Here is an 18685-nt window from a genome sequence, read left to right as displayed (position 1 = left end):
CGGTGTCCGGCGGACACTGTCACCACCGGCACACCGTGCCACGTCGCATCGAACCCCCCGGACACGGTACGGTGTCAGCAGGAAAGAATTGTCGAGACGATGCGGGGCCGCCGATTCCCCCGGCCGCCCCGCCCCTGTGCGAGGGGGTCGAGCCATGGGGCGCGGCCGGGCTAAGGCCAAGCAGACGAAGGTGGCGCGCGAGCTCAAGTACAGCTCGCACGAAACCGACTTCGATGCTTTGCAGCGCGAGCTGTCGACTGGTTCCTCTAGTGGTCACTATGAGGAGCCCGATAGCAATGATCAAGATCCGTACGACGACGGGTACGACGAGTACCGTCGTTGAGCACGCGTAACCGCGCGAGGGCGTAGCTGGGCACAACCCGGCGACCGCCCTCGCGCGCTGCGTGCTGCCCAAAAACCTGTGGGCTGCGTAGCGGATGAAGGAGTGAGCCGGTGGTAAGTCGGGTTGGAGTCGTCGGGGCGGGACTGATGGGTTCCGGCATCGCCGAGGTGCACGCGCGGTCCGGATTGGACGTCGTGGTCACCGAGGTGAACCAGCCGGCGCTCGACGCGGGCAAGGCGCGCATCGAGAAGTCGCTCCAGCGCGGCGTCAAGAACGGCAAGCTCTCCACCGAGGACGCCGACGCGGCCCTCGGCCGGCTGCGCTTCACCACGGACATCGCCGAGTTCGCCGACCGCGAACTGGTCATCGAAGCGATCCTCGAGCAGGAACAGGCGAAGGTCGACGTCTTCCGCCAGCTCGACAAGATCGTCGAGGCGGAGGACGCGCTGTTCGCGTCCAACACGTCCTCGATCCCGATCATGAAGCTGGGCATGGCGACGAACCGCCCCCAGCAGGTGGTCGGCATCCACTTCTTCAACCCGGTCCCGGTGCTGCCGCTGGTGGAGCTGGTGCCCTCGCTGCTGACGAGCGAAGAGACCGCCCGCCGCGCGGAGGACCACGCGACGACGGCCCTGGGCAAGACGGTCATCCGGTCCCAGGACCGCGCCGGGTTCATCGTGAACTCGCTGCTGGTCCCGTACCTGCTGTCGGCGATCCGGATGATCGAGTCGGGCTTCGCCTCGGCGGAGGACATCGACCGCGGCATGGAGCTGGGCACGGCCCACCCGATGGGCCCGCTGCGGCTGTCGGACCTGATCGGCCTGGACACCATCAAGGCGATCGCGGACTCGATGTACGCGGAGTTCAAGGAGCCGCTGTACTCGTCCCCGCCGCTGCTGCTGCGCATGGTGGACGCGGGCCTGCTGGGCAAGAAGACCGGCCGCGGCTTCTACTCCTACGGCTGACCGACCTTCGTCGCCGCACGATCCACTTTCGGTGGTCCGTGCGGCGACTTTGTCGTCTTGGGCCGGGCGGCCGGGCTCGCTTGACTGTCAGGCATGCCTGAGCTGAGCCGCCGTGCTGCCCTCGCCGCTTCCGCCGCCCTGGCGCCCGCTTTCGCGGGTGCTTCGCCCGCGGACGCCACCACGCGACGCCGTCGCGGCGTGACCACCTTCGTCTTCGCCGCGGGCGCCAACGGCGTGTCGGCCGCCCCGAACGAGCTGGTCCTGCGCGGGCACCGCGGCGTCGGCGTCGACCAGCCGGGGCAGCAGTTCCGGCTCTCCTACCAGGCACCCCAGGACCTGGCGGCGTTCGCGACGGAGCCGTCGGCGCTGGCCGGCGTCACGCTCGCCGACCAGGTGGCGGCCACGGTCGAGGTCGTCCGCCGCGCGGCGGCGCACGGCCCGGTGGTCCTGGTCGGCGCCAGCATCGGCGGCGCGGCGATCAGCCTGGTCGCCGACGTCGTGCCGGACCTGATCGACCTGCTCGTCTACGACACGGCGTTCTGCTGCGTCGACCTGGAGACCCCGGACGAGTACATGGCCACCCCGGAGGCGGCCGAGACCCGCGTCGGCGATTTGCTGGGGTTCGCCGCGGCCGACCCGTCGGTGATCGGCGCCGTCCGGTTCAACTGGCGCACGGCGGACCGCGCGCTGCTCCCGAAGGCCAAGGAAGCGTTCGTCGCCGACGGCACGGACGCCGAGTTCTACGCGTTCCTCAACGCCATGGCCCCCGACGACCTCCTCGGCAAGGGCGCCACCCCGGCCCGCGGCGACCGCGCGAGGTGGGGCCGCGTGCCCCGCGTCTACGTCCGGCACCTGCGCGACCGGATCATCCCCTTGGAGCTGCAGGACCGCATGATCCGCGAGGCCGACGCCGCCACGCCGGGAAACCGCTTTCACGTCGTCGACCTGGACACCAGTCACGTCCCGGACGCGGCGAAGCTGGCCGAGCTCGTCGACATCTACGACGGGTTGACGCGCTCCTGATCGAAGACCACGGGCGCGTCGAAGGCCGCCCGCCGCGACGCGCGGCGCAGGACGGCCAGGACGGCCGGCCCCAGCACGAGGATCGCGACGGCGTTGGTGATCGCGCGGCCGGTGTCCCAGCCGAGCGTCGAGGTCAGGACCGTGAAGACGGCGAACCGGTGCAGGTTGTCCAGCAGCGGCGCGCCGGGCACGTAGCCGAGGCCCGCGGTGGTGCCGCCGAGCGACGACCCGGCGAGGAACGGCCACGACCACAGGCTCATCAGCAGCCCGAAGAGGTAGGCCGCGACGACGCCGTACGCCACGAGCAACGCGATCTCCGCCTTCCCGCGGGCGCGCGGCAGCAGCCCGGCGCCGAGCCCGATGAGCGACGACGCGAGCATCTGGAACGGCAACCACGGCCCGACACCCGCGGTCAGCAACGCCGAGGTGAACAGCGACGTCGAGCCGAGCACGAACCCGAACCCGGGCCCGAACACCCGCCCGGCGAGCACGAGCAGGAAGAACACCAGCTCGATCCCCCCGGTCCCGGCCCCGAGCGGCCGCAGCCCGGCGTTCACCGCGGACAGGACGCCGAGCAGCGCAAGCGCTTTCGCATCGATTCCGCCACGCGACAGTTCGGCCAGCACGACGAGGATCAGCACGGGCAGGGTCGCCATGAAGACGAACGGCGCATCGGCGGTGTGCGCGGACACACTGGGCGCGGGGTGCGCGAAGAGCGGCCAGCAGAACATGACGAGGCCGAGGACCGCCGCGACGGTGAGCACCAGCGCGGGACGCGGCCGGAGGCGGATGGCCCGGGGCGGCGGGTCGAGGAAGCCGGTCACGTCAGCACCTCGCACGAAGTCGCGCGGGACCACGCCCGCCCACCGACACCGGCTCGCGAGCCGACCGGCGGTGCGGAGGTGCGCGAAGCAGCTCTCGGCGCGTTCAAGCGCCGCGCGGGGTCGACGCGCGACCACTCGCACGAAGTCACGCGGGACCGCGCCCACCCACCGACACCGGCTCGCAAGCCGCACGGCGGCGCCGAAGTGCGCGAGGGCGCAACACGCGAGCAACGTCGAGTGGCGGACGTCATGACAGGGCTTCCGCTACTTCGTCCACCGTCAGCCACTCCTGGGGTGCCAGCACCTTGGCCACCTGGGGCGCGAAGGCCGGGGACGCGACGATGACGTCCTTCGTCGGGCCGTCCGCTACCACCTCGCCCTCGGCCATGACCACCACCCGGTGGGCCACCGATGCCACGAACTCGACGTCGTGGGTGGCCAGCACTATCGCGTGGCCCTGCGAGGCCAGCTCTCGTAGGATCGCCGCGAAGCGCCGTTTGGCGTGATAGTCGAGGCCGCGCGTCGGCTCGTCGAGCAGGACCACCGGGGGTGCCGCCGCCAGCTGGACGGCCAGCACCAACGCCAGTCGCTGCCCTTCGGACAGGTCGCCGGGGTGCGCTTCACCGGCGACCGCGGGAGCCAAGCGGTCCAGCAGGGACCTCGCCGTGCCTGCTGTGGTGCCGGATTCGGTGTCGGCCTGTGCGCACTCGGCGTCGACCGAATCCAGGTACAGCAGATCGGCGGGTGACTGCGGGACCAGCCCCACACGCTGACGGGCCGCTCTCGGCTTGAGCGACGCGGGGTCCACGCCGCCGACGTCGACCTTCCCCGCCGACCGCGGACCGCTGCCCTGCACCGCCCAGAGAAGCGACGACTTGCCGGAGCCGTTGCGTCCCATCAGCGTGACGATTTCCCCCGGCCCGACGCGCAGGTCCACCCCACGCACCGCCAGGACATCTCCGTAGCGGACCACCACCCCTCTCACATCCAGTGCTCGACCGGTCACCGAGAGGGTACGACCCACCACCGACAATTCTTGAAGCCGCGAGCGCAGCGGCCCCACGACCCGCCGCGCGTCCCGCACCGACAGCGGCAACGGCGACCAGCCCGCGAGCCGCCCCAGCTCGACGATCGGCGGTGCGATCTCCGCCGTCGCCAGGATCTCCGCCGGCGGCCCGGACCGCACCGAACCGTCGCCCGGCAGGTACAGCAGCCGGTCGGCGTACTGGACGACGCGCTCCATGCGGTGCTCCGCGACGACCACCGTGGTCCCGAGGTCGTGCACCAACCGCGTGATCGCCGCCAGCACCTCCTCGGCCGCCGTGGGGTCCAGCGCGGACGTCGGTTCGTCGAGCACCAGGACCCGTGGGTGCGCCGTCAGCACCGAGCCGATCGCGACGCGCTGCTGCTGCCCGCCCGAGAGTGTCCGAAGTGGACGGTTGCGCAGCTCGGCGATGCCCAGCAGGTCCAGGGTTTCCTCGACGCGCTTGCGCATGACGTCCGGCGCCACCGCCAGCTGCTCCATCGCGTACGCCAGTTCCTCCTCGACCGTGTCGGTCACGAAGCCGGCCAGCGGGTCTTGGCCGACGACGCCGACCACTGCGGCCAGCTCGCGCGGCGGGTGAGACGACGTGTCCAAGCCGTCGACCAGCACCCGTCCGGCCAGCCGTCCGCCGGTGAAGTGCGGGACGAGCCCGTTGATCGCGCCGAGGAAAGTCGACTTGCCGACGCCGGTCGGCCCGGCGACCAGGCACAGCTCGCCTTCCTCGACCAGCAGCGAGACGTCGGACAGCACCGGCCGCGCGGCGTCCGGGTAGGTCACCGTGACCTGCGAAAACTTGATCACCGGACCACCTCCGACAACGACGGGGGGCGGGGCCCGACAAACGCGGGCAGCGCCCCGAGCAGCAACGACAACGCCGGCAGCAACGACACCTCGGGCCAGCTCAGCGGGCTCAGCGACGGGTAGAGGTTCCCCGGATCGACCCGCGCGGAGAAGAACAGCAGCGCGCACGCCCCGACGCCGGACGCGACGACCAGCGTCTCCGGCCGGCGCCACGGGTCCGGCCGGTAGGCCGTCCGCCGGATGCGCCGCCCGCCCAGCACGAACCCGGCCGCGGCCACGACCAGCCCGAGGGCCAGCAGCGGCACGCCCAGCCACGACGACGTCCCGTCGAGCACGCCGTAGACGCCGACGCACACGCCGACCAGCCCGCCCAGCACACAACCGGCGATCGCCGCGCGCACGCCGGCGCTCAGGTACGCGCGGCGGCCGTAGCCGCGCGAGTCCATCGCGGCCGCCAGCAGCAGCGAGCGGTTCATCGCGTCCTCCAGCACCGGCACCACGATGCCCTTGACCGCCCGCAGCCCGCGAGTCCGCCCCGCCCGCAGCCGCCGGGCCCGCCGGACGCGCTGCACGCTCTCGACGAGCTGCGGCGCCACCGTGAGCGCCACCGTCACGGCCGTGCCGACCTCGTACAACGCCCCCGGCACGGCCTTGAGCAGGCGTTTCGGGTTGGCCAGGGCGTTCGCCGCGCCGACGCAGAGCACCATCGTCGCCAGCCGGAGGCCGTCGTAGAAGCCGCCGAGCAGCTCCTCCGCCGACGTCGAGCCGAGCAGCGACACCCCGGCCGCGAACGCCGGCAGCGGGATCCGCGGCAGCGTGAACAGGATGTGCCCGCCGTCCTCGCCGCCGATCAGGATCCGGAACAGCACCCGCGTCGCGACGATCACCGCGCCGACGTAGGCGTACAGCCGGAACGCCAGCGCCCACGGCGCGTCACTCCGCCGGTTCGCGACGACGAAGCCGATGATCGCGATGACCAGCCCCAGCAGCAGCGGGTTCGTCGTCCGGCTGGCCGCGACGGCCAGCGCGAGCGCCCAGACCCACCACGCGCCGGGGTGCAGCGCCCTGCTGGTCACGTCCGGCGACGTCGTGCGGCGACCCAAGCCGCGCCACCGATCAGCAGGATCGCCGCGATGGCGATGACCACGCCCCACGGGAAGGAACTGCTGGTGGCCGCGGGCGCCGGGGACGGGGTCGAGACGGCCTGGTGGACCGGCGCCACCCGAGGCGGCGTCGGCAGGTCGTTGGCGGTCTTCGGCCGGGCGAACGACCAGCCCTCGAACCCGTCGGCCGCCGGCTTCGACGTCTGGGCGCCTTCCTGGCTCGACTCCCACTTGCCGCCGGCCGCGGCGTGCCAGTAGCTCCAGTACGCCGTCGCCGACGGCATGCCCGCGCACGACTCGACGTCCGGGCCCGGCTTGCCGTCGATCCGGCAGGCGATGGCGAGGCCGTACTTCTGCGAGCCCGCGACGTCGATCCCGGCGCCCTGCAGCGCCGCGATGCCCGTCGCGGAGGTGCCCGGGGCGCAGCGGATCAGCGGCTGCGGCGCCAGGTCGCCGAAGTCCACGACCACCGTCACACCGCCACCGGCCGGGCAGGTGCCGTCCGTGCCCGTCGCCGACGCGGGCGCGGCCCCGGCGAGACAGGTGGCCAGGAGGAGCAGACAGACCGCGGCGATGCGGGACGGCAGGGTGATCATGCAGGCACTTTAGCCAGGACGGCCGCCGTCGCAGGTGCGGTTCCGGCGCGACGCCGACCACACCTAGACTGCGGCCCGTGGGACAGCGCATCGCGGAGGGACAGCTGCGGGTCGGCCTCGTCGGCGCCGGCCCGTGGGCCACGACGGTTCACGCGCCCGGTCTGGCGGATCACCCCGGCACGGCGCTGACCGCGGTCTGGGCCCGGCGGCCGGAGGCGGCGCAAGCGCTTGCGGACACCCACTGCGCGACCGCCGCCGAGACCATCGAAGACCTGTTCGCGCAGGTGGACGCCGTGGCGTTCGCCGTCCCGCCGTCGATCCAGGCCGAGCTGGGCGTCCGCGCGGCCGAAGCCGGGAAGCACCTGATCCTCGAGAAGCCGATCGCCGCCGACCTGGCCGGCGCGCAGCGGCTGGCCGACGCGGTCGCGGCCGCCGACGTCGCCGCCCTCGTCGTGCTGACCCTGCGGTACTCGGCGCAGACCCAGGAGTGGCTCGCCGGGCTCGCCCAGGCGGGCGGCTGGGCCGGTGGCGGCGCGCGCTGGCTGTCCGGCGCCCTGCTCGGCGGCCAGTACGCCGCCTCGGAATGGCGTCAGGACGACGGCGGCGCGCTGTTCGACATCGGCCCGCACGCCCTCGACCTGCTGGACGCCGCGCTCGGGCCGATCACCGACGTCGTCGCGGCGCGGCGGAGCCCCGGCGACACGTGGCAGCTGATGCTGGCCCACGAGAACAACGTGGTCAGCACGGCCACGCTGGCCCTGCGGCTGCCGGTGCAGCCGACCGTCGTCGAGGTCGCCGTCTGGGGTCAGCACGGCTACCGCACGCTCGGGCGCAAGCCCGGTTCGGCGGCGGAGTCCTACACGGCGTTGCTGGACGACTTCGCGGCGATGATCGCCAGCGGCACCACGGCCCACCCCTGCGACGTCCGCCGCGGCCTGCACCTGCAGGGCCTGATCGAGCGCGCTCGCGAGCTGGCCGGCGAAAAGTAGTACACAGGCACCCCCTGAGAGTTTCCGTTGTGAATCAAGGGGTTTACGAAGCATACCCCGATTCATCCACAGGGTTGTCCACAGCATCCACTGTGGACAGTGCGCCTCCCGACCGAACCACGGAAAGTTCCGTCGCGCCACCGGAAAGATCACCGAATAGTGCGCCTCCCTCAGCATGCCGAGACGATCTTGTGATGCGAAGGTGATCTTGGGAGGGCCGTTTCCAGCGCACAGACGATCTTTGGGTGCTCAAGGAGGGAGGCGCATGGAAACCCTGCTGCGCGCCTTCTGGGGGATGATTCCGGTTTCGGCCATCGCGCTGCCGTACGCGCTGCTCGGGTGGCCACTGCTCGCGGCTCGACGGCGACGAAGACTCCCGCCCCGGTACGCGAGCGCGACCGCCGGCGTCGACAGCGCCGCCGTCCTGGTCGCTTTCCTGGTGTTGTGCCTGGTCACGATGCCTGTCGGCGGCTCCGGCCAGAGCACGCTCGACCTCGTCCCGGGCGCTGACATCACCGCCGCGTTCGGCGACGACGGCTCGCTGTGGCAGGTGATCGGCAACGTCCTGCTGCTCTGCCCGCTCGGCGCGCTGCTCCCGCTGCGGCTGCGCGGCCTGCGCACCCTCCTCCGGATCGCGCTGGTCGCCCTGCTCGCCTCCGTGCTGGTGGAAGGTACGCAATATCTGATCCACACCGGCCGGGTGACGTCCACCGACGACGTCCTGCTCAACACCGCCGGCGCGACGCTCGGCGCGGCCCTGAGCAGGCGCGTTTGGCGCTCACTGGACCCGCCGCCGCCACCGCCGGTGGTCATTCCGACGCAGCAGCGCCGCACGGTCTGCGAAGCCCCGACGCTCACCATGCGGGTCCCGCGGTCGGTCTGGGACGCGCGGTACGCCGCCATCGCCCACCCCGACCGGCAGTAACCGGGTTGCGAGCCGTGCGACACTGGCTCCGAAGAGCCCCTTTCGACTCGAGGAATGAACGCCTATGCCTGGCGCCGTCTCCGGCGTCGGCCTCCGCTAGGCCCGACGCCCAGCGATCCACCCGCACTGAGCTGCGGTTCCTCGTCGTGCTCTCGAAAGGGCTTCCACCAGCAATGTCCGCTATCCAGACGTATGTCCGCAAGACGGCGCCCCGCGGCCGGGAGACCGAGCAGGTCGGGCCGTTCCTGGCCACCTACTCGCCGGACAACGACCACCCGATGCTCAACTACGCGATCCCGGACGACGGCGCGCGGCCGTCGGCGGCCGAGATCGACGCGCTGACCACCGCGTACCGGCGGCGGGGCCTGCTCCCGCGGCTGGAGTACTTCACCGACATCGCCCCCGACCTGGAGAAACTCCTGGTCGAGGCCGGTTACCAGCTCGAACGGCAGGTGCCGTTGATGACCTGCGCGCCCGCCGAGCGGGTCGACAAACCGGTCCCGGCGGGGGTCCGGCTGCGCGCGCCGGAGTCCGCTGACGACATCCGGCGGCTGCGGTCGGCGCAGAACACGGCGTTCGGCGAGTCGCCGGAGGTGCCCGACAAGGAGGTCGAACGCCTGCGGTCCGGCATCGAGGCCGGGGTGCGGCACCTCCTGGCGGAGGACATCGCCACCGGCGCGGTCCTCGGCGGCGGGCTCACGCTCGCGATCGTCGACGGCACCACCGAGGTCGCCGGCATCGCCGTGCTCGAGCCGTACCGCGGCCGCGGGATCGCGGCGGCGATCACCGCCCGGCTCACCCGCGAAGCACACGAGTCCGGCGCGCACACGGCGTTCCTCACCCCCGGTGACCTGGGGATCGGCAACGTCTACGCCCGGGTCGGCTACCAGCCGGCCGGGGAGTGCGTGCACCTCTCGCTGAGCTAGCCGCTCAGTCGTTCAAGCGGCCGGAGCGGCCGCGCTTCACGTCGCTCCGGCGCTTCTTCGACGCCAGGCGGCGCTCCTTCGAACCGCGTGACGGCTTCGTCGGGCGCCGCTTGGCGGGCGGCGGGGCCGACGCGTCGCGCAGCAGGTTGGCCAGGCGGCCGCGCGCGGCTTCGCGGTTCTGCAGCTGGGAGCGGTGTTCGCTGGCGGCGATCGTCAGGACGCCGTCGACCAGCCGGCCCTCGAGCCCGGCCAGCACGCGGTCCCGCAGCTGCTCGGGGATCGACGGCGACGCGGCGACGTCGAACGACAGCTCGACCCGCGAATCGGTGGTGTTCACGCCCTGGCCGCCCGGGCCGGACGACCGCGAGAAGCGTTCGTTGAGCTCGGCTCCCGGGATCGTGAACCGGGAGCCGATCACCACGTCTCCGACTGCCATGTCACCAGTGTGACAGCCGCGTTCAAGCCCGTTTTCGATCAACACCGCTAAAAGCGCGGGTGGTCGCCCGAAAGCACCGCGCGCGGGCCGTCGACGTCGTTCGCGGGCTGGACGTCGCCCAGCACCCACGCCGGGACGTGCCGCGCGGTCAGCATGGCCAGCGCCCGGTCGACGTCCTCGGCCCCGACGATCGCGACCATGCCGACGCCCATGTTGAACGTCTTCTCCAGCTCGGCGCGCTCGACCCGGCCGCGGTGGCCGATCAGCGCGAACACCGCCGAGGGCGACCAGGTGCCGCGGTCGAGCCGGGCGACCAGGCCGCGCGGCATGACGCGGGCGAGGTTCGCCTCCAGGCCACCGCCGGTGATGTGCGCGAACGTCCGGACCTCGGTCTCCGCGGCCAGCGCGAGGCAGTCCTTCGCGTAGATCCGCGTCGGCTCCAGCATTTCCTCGCCGAGCGTGCGGCCGAACTCCTCGACGTGGCCGCCGAGCGGCATCCGCGCGATGTCCAGCAGCACGTGCCGGGCCAGGGAGTACCCGTTCGAGTGCAGTCCCGACGAGCCGAGCGCCAGCACGACGTCACCCGGGCGGACCTTCTCCGGCGACAGCAGCGCGGACGCCTCGACCACGCCGACGCCGGTGGCCGACATGTCGTAGTCGTGCTCGCCCATCATGCCGGGGTGCTCGGCGGTCTCGCCGCCGAGCAGCGCGCAGCCGGCCTGGACGCAACCCTCGGCGATACCGCCGACCAGCGCGGCGATCTTCTCCGGGTGCACCTTGCCGACGGCGATGTAGTCCTGCAGGAACAGCGGCTCGGCACCGGTCACGACCAGGTCGTCGACGACCATGGCGACCAGGTCGATGCCGACGGTGTCGTGCTTGTCCAGCGCCTGCGCGACGGCGATCTTGGTGCCGACGCCGTCGGTGGAGGAGGCGAGGACCGGTTCCTTCCACTTGTCGAGCTTCAGCGAGAAGAGCCCGGCGAAACCACCGACACCGCCCAGCACCTCCGGCCGCGTGGCCCGTTCGGCGTGCGGCTTGAGCAGCTCGACGGCTTGGTCGCCGGCGTCGATGCTGACGCCGGCGGCGGCGTACGTGGCGCTCGTGGACTCGCTCACGGTAGAAGGACTCCCAACTGGAAGGACTAGCCGGAGGGCTAGGGACGCCGAACAGCGTCCTCGGCACCGTACCCGGCCGGGCTGACCGGGGTCGCCGCGCCATTGACCGCGTCGAGGCTCTCCAGCAGGTTCTTGCCGATGAGCGCGTCGTCGGGCAGCGCGATCGGGTATTCGCCGGAGAAGCACGCCGTGCACAGCCGCGTCTTCGGCTGTTCCGTCGCCGCGACGAGGCCGTCGAGCGAGATGTAGCCCAGCGAGTCCGCGCCGATCGAGCGGCGGATGCCGTCGAGGTCGACGCCGTTCGCGACGAGCTCGGCCCGCGACGCGAAGTCGATGCCGTAGAAGCACGGCCACCGGACGGGCGGCGACGCGATGCGGACGTGCACCTCGAGCGCGCCGGCCTCGCGCAGCATCCGCACGAGCGCGCGCTGGGTGTTGCCGCGGACGATCGAGTCGTCCACGACGACCAGCCGCTTGCCGCGGATGACGTCGCGCAGCGGGTTCAGCTTGAGCCGGATGCCGAGCTGGCGGATGGTCTGCGACGGCTGGATGAACGTGCGCCCGACGTAGGCGTTCTTCACCAGGCCGGTGCCGTACGGGATGCCCGAGCCCTGCGCGTAACCGATGGCGGCCGGCGTGCCGGACTCCGGCACCGGCATCACCAGGTCGGCCTCGACGGGCTCCTCGCCGGCGAGCCGCCGACCGATCTCGACGCGGGTGGCGTGCACGCCGCGGCCGGCGATCGTGGTGTCGGGCCGCGCCAGGTAGACGTACTCGAAGACACAGCCCTTGGGGTCCGGGTTGGCGAACCGCGACGAGCGCAGGCCTTCGGCGTCGATGGCGATCAGCTCGCCCGGCTCGACCTCGCGGACGAACGACGCGCCGACGATGTCCAGGCCCGCGGTCTCGCTGGAGACGACCCAGCCGCGTTCGAGGCGGCCGAGCACCAGCGGGTGCACGCCGTGCGGGTCACGCGCGGCGTACAGCGTGTTCTCGTCGGCGAACACCAGGCAGAAGGCGCCCTTGAGCGTGGGCAGCAACTCCATCGCGGCGCCTTCGATGCCCTTGTCGGCGGCGTTCGCGGCGAGCAGCCCGCAGATCAGGTCCGAGTCGCTGGACGAGCCGGTCAGCCCCGCGTGCGGCTTGAGCCCCGCGGCGATGGTGCGTTCACGCAGCTCCGCCGTGTTGACGAGGTTGCCGTTGTGCGCGAAGGACAGGCCGCTGCCGGTCTCGGTGGTGCGGAAGATCGGCTGCGCGTTCTCCCAGATGGTCGCGCCGGTGGTCGAGTACCGGCAGTGGCCGACGGCGATGTGGCCCTGCAGCGACTGCAGGATCTGTTCGTCGAAGACCTGGCTGACCAGGCCGAGGTCCTTGAAGACCACGATCTGGGAGCCGTCGGAGACGGAAATGCCGGCGGCCTCCTGGCCCCGGTGCTGCAGGGCGTAGAGGCCGTAGTAGGTCAGTTTGGCGACTTCTTCCCCGGGAGCCCAGACGCCGAAGACGCCACACTCCTCGCGGGGTTCCGGGTCGGGCTGGTCGGAGGACACGTGCTGTGGGTCGGAAACCACCGAGGTGCTCCCAGGAAGACGCGGTCAGGCCGATTTCAGTGTAAACGGTCCGGACATGAGTCAGGCCCCGCCCGACGTGGTTCTGACCACTTCGGACAGGGCCTGAAGTTTTCTTCGTGCGCTAGCAGGCATCCGGCAGCGCGAGGATTTCCGTGAGCACCCGGGCTCCGTCACCGCTGCGGCGCCACAACCACCGCTCGGGTTCGAAGATGTTCTCTTCGGTACCGGGCATGCGCGTCGCCACCACGTCGTCCTCGGCGTTGAGCCGGACCACGTCCACGACGTTGTCGTGCACCCGCACACCGACGACGGCGAGAACTTCACCACGGTCATCGGCGGGGTGGACGAACTGGTAGCCACGGGCGACCAGTTCCTGCAGTCCGGTCTCGATGTCGTAGACGGGAGCGACGGGGGCCTCAGCCGAGGACATCGTCGAACTCACCGTCCTTCGCGCCCGCGAGGAACGCGGCCATCTCCGCACGCGTGTAGACGAGCGCAGGGCCGGTCGGGAAGCGCGAGTTGCGCATCGCGATCTCGCCGGTGGTCAGGGGTGCGACCTCGACGCAGTTGCCGACGGCGCCGCTGTAGCTCGCCTTGCGCCACTGGGCACCGGACAGCCGATCGGCCGGGATGCCGTTCTCGAATCGCTCTGCCATGGTCCCAACCTCTCGATACGGGATACCTGAGGCGGTGCAGATGCATGTGCATTTGCCCGCGTAAAGCACGCTAGCACGTGTGCCTGCAGCGGTAAATGCACGTGCAGAAGTTCTTGCAAAGTTCTCCCACGGTGAAGGATCACCTGGTCACACTTCACCTAACGGGCGAGAGAAGCGTTCCCCAATGGGCTAGTCGCCACGGTGGGTCACCGATCAGCGGGAACCCGTCGATACCGTCGAACGCGAGTCTTCTAGATCTCTTGACGGCGCTTCGCGAGCATGGACCGGCTCCGGTCGGGCGTCTCCGCGTCGACCGCGAGCATGTCCAGCGCGCGGCTGTACTTCTCGATCTCTTCGCGCTTCTCGATGTAGTGCGCGCCGGTGAGGTATTCGACGTACGCGATGTTCGGCAGTTCCGGCTCACCGAAGCGCATCAGCGAAAACGCGTGCTCCGCGGACAGCCCGCTGCGCGAGTACGGCAGCACCTGGACCGACACGTGCGGCAGCGCGCTCATCTCGAGCAGGTATTCGATCTGCCGCTTCAGGACCTTGACGCCGCCGATCGGCCGGTGCAGCACGGACTCGTCGAGCACCATCCAGACGCGCGGGGCGTCCGGCCTGCTGAACATCTTCTGCCGCCGCATCCGCAGCGCGACCAGCTGGTCGACCCGGTCGTCGGCCATGTCCGGCCGGCCGTGGCTGAAGATCGCCCGCGCGTACCCCTCGATCTGCAGCAGGCCCGAGACGTAGAGCGGCTCCCAGATCTGGATCCGGGCCGCGGCCTCTTCCAGGCCGACGAGGTCGGTGAACCAGTTCGGCATCGTCTCGCCGAAGCGGCGCCACCAGCCTGGTTCGTTCGACTGCTTGACCATGTCGAGGAACGTCTGGCGCTCGGTGGACTCCTCGACGCCGTACATCGTGAGGAGGTCGGTGACGTCGCGTTCCTTGAAGCCGACCCGGCCCAGCTCGAGGCGGCTGATCTTCGATTCGGACCCGCGGATGTTGTAGCCGGCCTGCTGCCGCGTGATGCCCGCTTCTTCGCGGAGTCGTCGCAGCTGCGAGCCGAGGATCATCCGGCGCGCCGTCGGGCCGATGTTCTGTTCAGCACTGGACGCGTTCACCGCGTTCATTCCCGGACCTTCCGCGCGTCAGTCACCAGGGGGCTCTAGCCCGACTACCGAAAGTACACGTTGGGCCGTCCTGCGCAAAGAGGTGACCCGGTTTACCGCATGCGTGTGTAGTCCTACTCTACGTAGAGTACGAGACTTTCGACACAGAACTTGCGAGGTTCAAGATGCCCGACGCCGCGACCCGGACCGAACGAGTTCCCGTTGGAGTCGACCCGACCCGGGCCAGCATCGCGCGGGTCTACGACGCGTTCCTGCTGGGCAAGGACAACTACGAGATCGACCGGGAGGTCCTGAAGCAGGTGCAGCAGGCCGCTCCCGAAGCGCAGGACCTGGCCTTCGAAAACCGGGGTTTCCTCATCCGCGCGTGCCGCTTCCTCGCGGGCCAAACGGGTATCACCCAGATTCTCGACCTGGGGTCCGGTCTCCCGACCGCCGAGAACACCCACCAGGTCGTCCAGCGGATCAACCCGGAGACCCGGGTCGTCTACGTCGACAACGACCCGGTGGTGCTCGCCCACGGCCGGGCACTGCTCGAGGAGAACGAGCACACCCACTTCGTCGCCGAGGACATCTTCGAGCCGGCGCGGATCCTCGAGAACGAGACCGTGCGCGAGCACATCGACTTCACGCAGCCGCTGATCATGTTGCAGATGGGCACCTTGCACCACTTCAAGGGCGACCACGACCGGCCGGCGGAGATCATGCGGGAGTACGTCGACGCGCTGCCGTCCGGCTCCTTCGTCGGGCTCAGCCACTTCTTCGACCCGGAGAACGAAGACTCCGCGACCGCGCGCCGCATGGAGGACTTCTTCGTGCACAGCCCGATGGGCTCGGGCACGTTCCGGACGCAGAAGGACATCGAGGCCCTGTTCGCCGGCCTCGAAATGGTCGAACCCGGCGTGACCCTGTGCGCCGACTGGTGGCCGGACGGCCCGCGCCTCAAGGAGCTCAACGTCGCGCAGCGCACCATCGCGGGCGGCGTCGGCCGCAAGCCGTAGTCAGACGCGGACGAGCGGGAGCCACTGCGCGAGGTCGGCCCGGGTGCCCGAAGCGGACACCCGGCCGTCGGCCACCGCAGTGGTCCAGTCCAATCGACCCGTCGCGAGTTCCAGCCACGTGCGCGGGTCCGTCTCGATCACGTTGGGCGGCGTGCCGCGGGTGTGGCGCGGTCCGTCCACGCACTGCACCGCGGCGAACGGCGGCACGCGGACCTCGACCGTCCTTCCGGGAGCGTCGGCCGCCAGCGCGCGCAGGCTGAGCCGGACGGCGGCGGCGAGCTCCGCGCGGGCCGGGTCGGGCCCGTCGCCCTGCAGCCACGGGGAAATCGCCTGCACCGCCGCACGTAACTGTCCGGGGTCGACCGAACGCGAAGAGGCCATGGGCAAACAGTAGAGTGGCGCACCAAGAGTTTTCCGGCACACCCGAGAACGTGGGGATCACGATGGCGCAGCGGGACGAGGCAGATCGGATGGTTTCGCAGCAGCCAGCCGGAAACGGGCCGGATCGCCCCGGCAAGCACGGCAAGCACAGCCGGTCGGCGCGGCGCGGTGGCCAGCAGGCCCGGCGCTCCGGCAAGCACGGCACCCCCGAGATCACCGAGGAGATGCGCGCGAACGCGCGCGCCAACCCCGACAGCTGGCTCTACGTCATCGACGAGGCCTTCGACCCGAACGGCCCGGTGCCGTCGTGGGCGGTCGTCGGCGCGTACCCGGTGAACGCCGCCGGCGACGTCGTCGCGGACTTCCACCCGAACGACCGCTACCGTCCCTCGCCCAAGGCCCTCGGGTTCCCGGAGCCGTCGAACGACCTCGAGCACCTGCTGCAGCTCGTGCGCACCGAGCACCGGCCGCCGTCGGACCTGCCGAAGATCGTCCTCGACTCGACGCTGTTCGTCTACGCGATGTCGCCGGTGCAGCGCACGGTCATCGGCTTCCACAACACCGACGGCCGGGTCATGGTGCCGGCGTACACGCGCAAGACCCTGGTGCCGCGCGAGTGGCCGCACGCCCGCGCGGTCGTCGGCCGCGACATCGTCAGCCTGCTGGGTGGTCACCCGGTCGCGATCAACCCGCACGACCTGATCACCGCCGTCGTGCCGGCGGAACACCTGGTGAAGGCGCTCGCGGACGAACAGCAGCGCTGACGGCGTCACCCTTCAGCCCCTCACACTTTCGAGTGGCACCGGGTAGCCGATCCGGCGACACGGGTGCATCGTGAGGCTCAATGAGACTCACGGGACTGGTGGGGGGCAAGAGGGTGCTGGGCCGTTCACAAAGAGGCCGTTCGCTGCCGCTCCTCGCCGCCGCCGCGTTCCTGGTCGCCGGGCAGACCCCGGCGACCGCCGTCGACCTGTACGAGGGCGCCGAGGACCACTACGCCGGTTCGCAGATCGCCAAGGTCGAAGGGATCGAGGCGCTCCCGGACGTGCTGTACGCGGCCGACGACCAGCAGCTCGGCCACGACGTCAGCGGGCACCAGGGGCCGGTCGACTGGGGCGGCGCGGCGGGAGCGGGTGCGAAGTTCGTCTACGTCAAGGCGACCGAGGGCACCGGCTTCGTCAACCCGCAGTTCGCCCAGCAGTACAACGGGTCCTACGACGCCGGGCTCATCCGCGGCGCCTACCACTTCGCCCGGCCGGACGTCTCCGACGGCGCGGCACAGGCCCGGTACTTCCTGGCCCACGGCGGCGGCTGGTCGGCCGACGGCCGGACGCTGCCGGGTGCGCTCGACGCGGAGTACAACCCGTACGGCGAAACCTGTTACGGCAAGGACGCCGCCGGAATGGTCCGCTGGCTCAGCGATTTCTCCGAGACCTACCGCGCGGCCACCGGCCGGTACCCGACGATCTACACGTCGACGAGCTGGTGGAAGCGGTGCACGGCGAACAACGGCGGTTTCGGCGCCAACCCGCTCTGGATCGCCCGCTACAACACCTACATCGGCGAGCTCCCGGCCGGCTGGACCGTGCACACGATCTGGCAGTTCGCCGACAAGGGGACGCTGCCCGGTGACCAGAACTGGTTCAACGGCGCGGCCGAGCGGCTGCGGGTCCTGGCGCTCGGCTGACCGCGGTTCGCCCGCTACCGGAACGGCCCGGGCGTGCCCGGCCGACCGATTGCGGGCCGCGTTCGCTCGGCTGAACGGCGCAGCTCATCGGTAATAGGTGTTAACCAGTCACCAATTGATGATCGACTTCCGCAGAAAATCACCCACGCGTATACCCAATTTCACGGAACTGAGTGACAAACCCCGGGTGCGTCGCTAACAATCGTGCTCGGACGGCCACCTGCAGTAAGCCGTCCTCAGCGAGGGTATCTGTGAAGGGATTCAACGATGTCCACTTCCCGAAGAGGGCGGCTGTTCGCTGCCCTGGCCGTCCCCGCCACGCTGCTCCTGCTCGGCAGCACGGTCCAGGCGACGGCCGCCACCATCTCCTCCGAGGTCGACCCGGTGACCGCGATCAACGCGGACATCGCCGTGCACAACCACGACATGGGCTCGCAGATCCGGCGCGTCGAAGGTGACAAGTCGACGCCGGACACGCAGAAGGCGGCGCAGCAGCCGCAGCCCGCTCAGGCCATCCCCGGCCAGGTGCTGGCCACGGTGGCCGGCATCGACGTCGCCAGCTACCAGGGCAACGTCGACTGGGCGAGCTGGTGGAACCAGGGCAAGCGGTTCGTCTGGACCAAGGCCACCGAAAGCACGAGCTACACCAACCCCTACTTCGCCCAGCAGTACAACGGTTCCTTCAACCAGGGCTTCCTCCGCGGCGCCTACCACTTCGCCACCCCGAACACGGCGAGCGGCGCCGCCCAGGCGAACTACTTCCTGGCCCACGGCGGCGGCTGGTCGAGGGACGGCAAGACGCTGCCCGGCGCCCTGGACATGGAGTACAACCCGTACGGCGCCACCTGTTACGGGCTGAGCCAGGCGGCGATGACGTCGTGGATCCTCGACTTCCACGACACCTACCACGCCAAGACCGGCCGGTACCCGGTGATCTACACGTCCCAGAGCTGGTGGAACCAGTGCGTCAGCGCCGACTTCTCCAGCACGGCCCCGCTGTGGGTCGCGCGGTACGCGTCGTCGGTCGGCGCCCTGCCCTACAACTGGGGCTTCTACACCGTCTGGCAGTACACCTCGAGCCCGCTCGACCAGGACACCTTCAACGGCGCCCTCGACCGGCTCCAGGCCCTCGCCAACGGCTGACCCGCACCACCCCGGCTCCCGGATCGTG

The 18685-nt window shown here is 70.8% G+C and carries 21 protein-coding genes; 10 read left to right on the top strand and 11 right to left on the bottom strand.

Going from position 1 to position 18685, the window contains the following annotated elements; all coding sequences use genetic code 11:
• Positions 1 to 154: 154 nt before the first annotated feature.
• The 3 genes from OG570_RS13030 (at position 155) to OG570_RS13020 (ending at position 2331) form a co-directional block, all read left to right on the top strand.
• The gene (locus OG570_RS13030) at positions 155 to 343 is read left to right on the top strand and encodes a DUF3073 domain-containing protein (protein ID WP_247059144.1); all 189 of its coding nucleotides are present in this window, start codon (positions 155 to 157) and stop codon (positions 341 to 343) included.
• Positions 344 to 453: 110 nt separating this feature from the next.
• On the top strand, positions 454 to 1308 hold the full coding sequence (locus tag OG570_RS13025) for a 3-hydroxybutyryl-CoA dehydrogenase (protein ID WP_256475830.1): 855 nt from the start codon (positions 454 to 456) through the stop codon (positions 1306 to 1308).
• Between the two features lie 93 nt (positions 1309 to 1401).
• Positions 1402 to 2331, top strand: a complete 930-nt coding sequence (locus OG570_RS13020; RefSeq protein WP_326956650.1) for an alpha/beta hydrolase — start codon at positions 1402 to 1404, stop codon at positions 2329 to 2331.
• Here OG570_RS13020 and OG570_RS13015 read toward each other — a convergent pair.
• The 4 genes from OG570_RS13015 to OG570_RS13000 all read right to left on the bottom strand — a co-directional run bounded on the left by OG570_RS13015 (position 2307) and on the right by OG570_RS13000 (position 6700).
• Positions 2307 to 3155, bottom strand: coding sequence for an ECF transporter S component (locus OG570_RS13015; RefSeq protein ID WP_326945143.1), 849 nt, complete (start codon positions 3153 to 3155; stop codon positions 2307 to 2309). The two genes, OG570_RS13020 and OG570_RS13015, sit on opposite strands and share 25 nt — an antisense overlap.
• 247 nt (positions 3156 to 3402) lie before the next feature.
• Positions 3403 to 5001 carry an ABC transporter ATP-binding protein gene (locus OG570_RS13010; protein ID WP_326956649.1) on the bottom strand — a complete coding sequence of 533 codons (1599 nt, stop codon included), beginning with the start codon at positions 4999 to 5001 and terminating at the stop codon, positions 3403 to 3405.
• Complete coding sequence (locus tag OG570_RS13005; RefSeq protein ID WP_326956648.1) at positions 4998 to 6077, bottom strand: CbiQ family ECF transporter T component; 1080 nt, start codon at positions 6075 to 6077, stop codon at positions 4998 to 5000. Before OG570_RS13005 ends, OG570_RS13010 begins: the two co-directional genes overlap by 4 nt.
• Positions 6074 to 6700: a hypothetical protein gene (locus tag OG570_RS13000; RefSeq protein ID WP_326956647.1), complete on the bottom strand. Its 627-nt coding sequence runs from the start codon at positions 6698 to 6700 to the stop codon at positions 6074 to 6076. The genes OG570_RS13005 and OG570_RS13000 overlap by 4 nt, the downstream gene beginning before the upstream one ends.
• 77 nt (positions 6701 to 6777) lie before the next feature.
• Between OG570_RS13000 and OG570_RS12995 the strand changes: the two genes are divergently transcribed.
• The 3 genes from OG570_RS12995 (at position 6778) to OG570_RS12985 (ending at position 9540) form a co-directional block, all read left to right on the top strand.
• Positions 6778 to 7689: a Gfo/Idh/MocA family protein gene (locus OG570_RS12995; protein WP_326956646.1), complete on the top strand. Its 912-nt coding sequence runs from the start codon at positions 6778 to 6780 to the stop codon at positions 7687 to 7689.
• 265 nt (positions 7690 to 7954) lie between these two features.
• Positions 7955 to 8614 carry a VanZ family protein gene (locus OG570_RS12990; RefSeq protein ID WP_247059160.1) on the top strand — a complete coding sequence of 220 codons (660 nt, stop codon included), beginning with the start codon at positions 7955 to 7957 and terminating at the stop codon, positions 8612 to 8614.
• 173 nt (positions 8615 to 8787) lie between these two features.
• On the top strand, positions 8788 to 9540 hold the full coding sequence (locus tag OG570_RS12985) for a GNAT family N-acetyltransferase (protein WP_326956645.1): 753 nt from the start codon (positions 8788 to 8790) through the stop codon (positions 9538 to 9540).
• 4 nt (positions 9541 to 9544) lie between these two features.
• Here the strand turns inward: OG570_RS12985 and arfB are convergent, their stop codons facing one another.
• The 6 genes from arfB to OG570_RS12955 all read right to left on the bottom strand — a co-directional run bounded on the left by arfB (position 9545) and on the right by OG570_RS12955 (position 14448).
• On the bottom strand, positions 9545 to 9976 hold the full coding sequence (gene arfB, locus OG570_RS12980) for an alternative ribosome rescue aminoacyl-tRNA hydrolase ArfB (RefSeq protein ID WP_326956644.1): 432 nt from the start codon (positions 9974 to 9976) through the stop codon (positions 9545 to 9547).
• 47 nt (positions 9977 to 10023) lie between these two features.
• On the bottom strand, positions 10024 to 11094 hold the full coding sequence (gene purM / locus OG570_RS12975; protein WP_326956643.1) for a phosphoribosylformylglycinamidine cyclo-ligase: 1071 nt from the start codon (positions 11092 to 11094) through the stop codon (positions 10024 to 10026).
• A 38-nt stretch (positions 11095 to 11132) separates the two neighbouring features.
• Entirely contained in the window at positions 11133 to 12662 is a 1530-nt protein-coding gene (gene purF, locus OG570_RS12970; RefSeq protein WP_326945151.1) for an amidophosphoribosyltransferase, read from the bottom strand.
• Positions 12663 to 12783: 121 nt separating this feature from the next.
• The gene (locus OG570_RS12965) at positions 12784 to 13092 is read right to left on the bottom strand and encodes a hypothetical protein (protein WP_326951706.1); all 309 of its coding nucleotides are present in this window, start codon (positions 13090 to 13092) and stop codon (positions 12784 to 12786) included.
• Positions 13079 to 13318, bottom strand: a complete 240-nt coding sequence (locus OG570_RS12960) for a DUF397 domain-containing protein (protein WP_247059172.1) — start codon at positions 13316 to 13318, stop codon at positions 13079 to 13081. Before OG570_RS12960 ends, OG570_RS12965 begins: the two co-directional genes overlap by 14 nt.
• A 251-nt stretch (positions 13319 to 13569) precedes the next feature.
• On the bottom strand, positions 13570 to 14448 hold the full coding sequence (locus OG570_RS12955) for a helix-turn-helix domain-containing protein (RefSeq protein WP_326945152.1): 879 nt from the start codon (positions 14446 to 14448) through the stop codon (positions 13570 to 13572).
• Positions 14449 to 14612: 164 nt separating this feature from the next.
• Here OG570_RS12955 and OG570_RS12950 point away from each other — a divergent pair, with 164 nt between their 5' ends.
• A complete protein-coding gene (locus tag OG570_RS12950) occupies positions 14613 to 15446 on the top strand; it encodes an SAM-dependent methyltransferase (protein WP_326945153.1) in 834 nt (277 codons plus the stop codon).
• Here OG570_RS12950 and OG570_RS12945 read toward each other — a convergent pair whose 3' ends face one another.
• Positions 15447 to 15827, bottom strand: a complete 381-nt coding sequence (locus tag OG570_RS12945; protein WP_326945154.1) for a sterol carrier family protein — start codon at positions 15825 to 15827, stop codon at positions 15447 to 15449.
• Between the two features lie 56 nt (positions 15828 to 15883).
• Between OG570_RS12945 and OG570_RS12940 the strand changes: the two genes are divergently transcribed.
• From OG570_RS12940 to OG570_RS12930, 3 genes are all read left to right on the top strand, one after another.
• Entirely contained in the window at positions 15884 to 16591 is a 708-nt protein-coding gene (locus OG570_RS12940) for a type VII secretion system-associated protein (RefSeq protein ID WP_247063795.1), read from the top strand.
• 80 nt (positions 16592 to 16671) lie between these two features.
• On the top strand, positions 16672 to 17514 hold the full coding sequence (locus OG570_RS12935; protein WP_442788267.1) for a lysozyme: 843 nt from the start codon (positions 16672 to 16674) through the stop codon (positions 17512 to 17514).
• 267 nt (positions 17515 to 17781) lie between these two features.
• Positions 17782 to 18657, top strand: coding sequence for a lysozyme (locus tag OG570_RS12930; protein ID WP_326956642.1), 876 nt, complete (start codon positions 17782 to 17784; stop codon positions 18655 to 18657).
• Positions 18658 to 18685 lie beyond the last annotated feature (28 nt).

It is taken from the genome of Amycolatopsis sp. NBC_01286 (genome assembly GCF_035982555.1).
GTDB lineage: Bacteria > Actinomycetota > Actinomycetes > Mycobacteriales > Pseudonocardiaceae > Amycolatopsis.
Note: the sequence above shows the minus strand (reverse complement) of the source record. Positions and strands in the feature narration are given on the sequence as shown.

Coding starts and splice junctions, on each gene's coding strand:
- OG570_RS12945 (WP_326945154.1), bottom strand. CDS start 15,827: ATGGCCTCTTCGCGTTCGGTCGACCCCGGACAGTTACGTGCGGCGGTG.
- OG570_RS12950 (WP_326945153.1), top strand. CDS start 14,613: ATGCCCGACGCCGCGACCCGGACCGAACGAGTTCCCGTTGGAGTCGAC.
- OG570_RS12985 (WP_326956645.1), top strand. CDS start 8,788: ATGTCCGCTATCCAGACGTATGTCCGCAAGACGGCGCCCCGCGGCCGG.
- OG570_RS12990 (WP_247059160.1), top strand. CDS start 7,955: ATGGAAACCCTGCTGCGCGCCTTCTGGGGGATGATTCCGGTTTCGGCC.
- OG570_RS13020 (WP_326956650.1), top strand. CDS start 1,402: ATGCCTGAGCTGAGCCGCCGTGCTGCCCTCGCCGCTTCCGCCGCCCTG.
- OG570_RS12960 (WP_247059172.1), bottom strand. CDS start 13,318: ATGGCAGAGCGATTCGAGAACGGCATCCCGGCCGATCGGCTGTCCGGT.
- OG570_RS12930 (WP_326956642.1), top strand. CDS start 17,782: ATGTCCACTTCCCGAAGAGGGCGGCTGTTCGCTGCCCTGGCCGTCCCC.
- OG570_RS13030 (WP_247059144.1), top strand. CDS start 155: ATGGGGCGCGGCCGGGCTAAGGCCAAGCAGACGAAGGTGGCGCGCGAG.
- OG570_RS13000 (WP_326956647.1), bottom strand. CDS start 6,700: ATGATCACCCTGCCGTCCCGCATCGCCGCGGTCTGTCTGCTCCTCCTG.
- OG570_RS12965 (WP_326951706.1), bottom strand. CDS start 13,092: ATGTCCTCGGCTGAGGCCCCCGTCGCTCCCGTCTACGACATCGAGACC.
- OG570_RS12955 (WP_326945152.1), bottom strand. CDS start 14,448: ATGAACGCGGTGAACGCGTCCAGTGCTGAACAGAACATCGGCCCGACG.
- OG570_RS12935 (WP_442788267.1), top strand. CDS start 16,672: ATGAGACTCACGGGACTGGTGGGGGGCAAGAGGGTGCTGGGCCGTTCA.
- arfB (WP_326956644.1), bottom strand. CDS start 9,976: ATGGCAGTCGGAGACGTGGTGATCGGCTCCCGGTTCACGATCCCGGGA.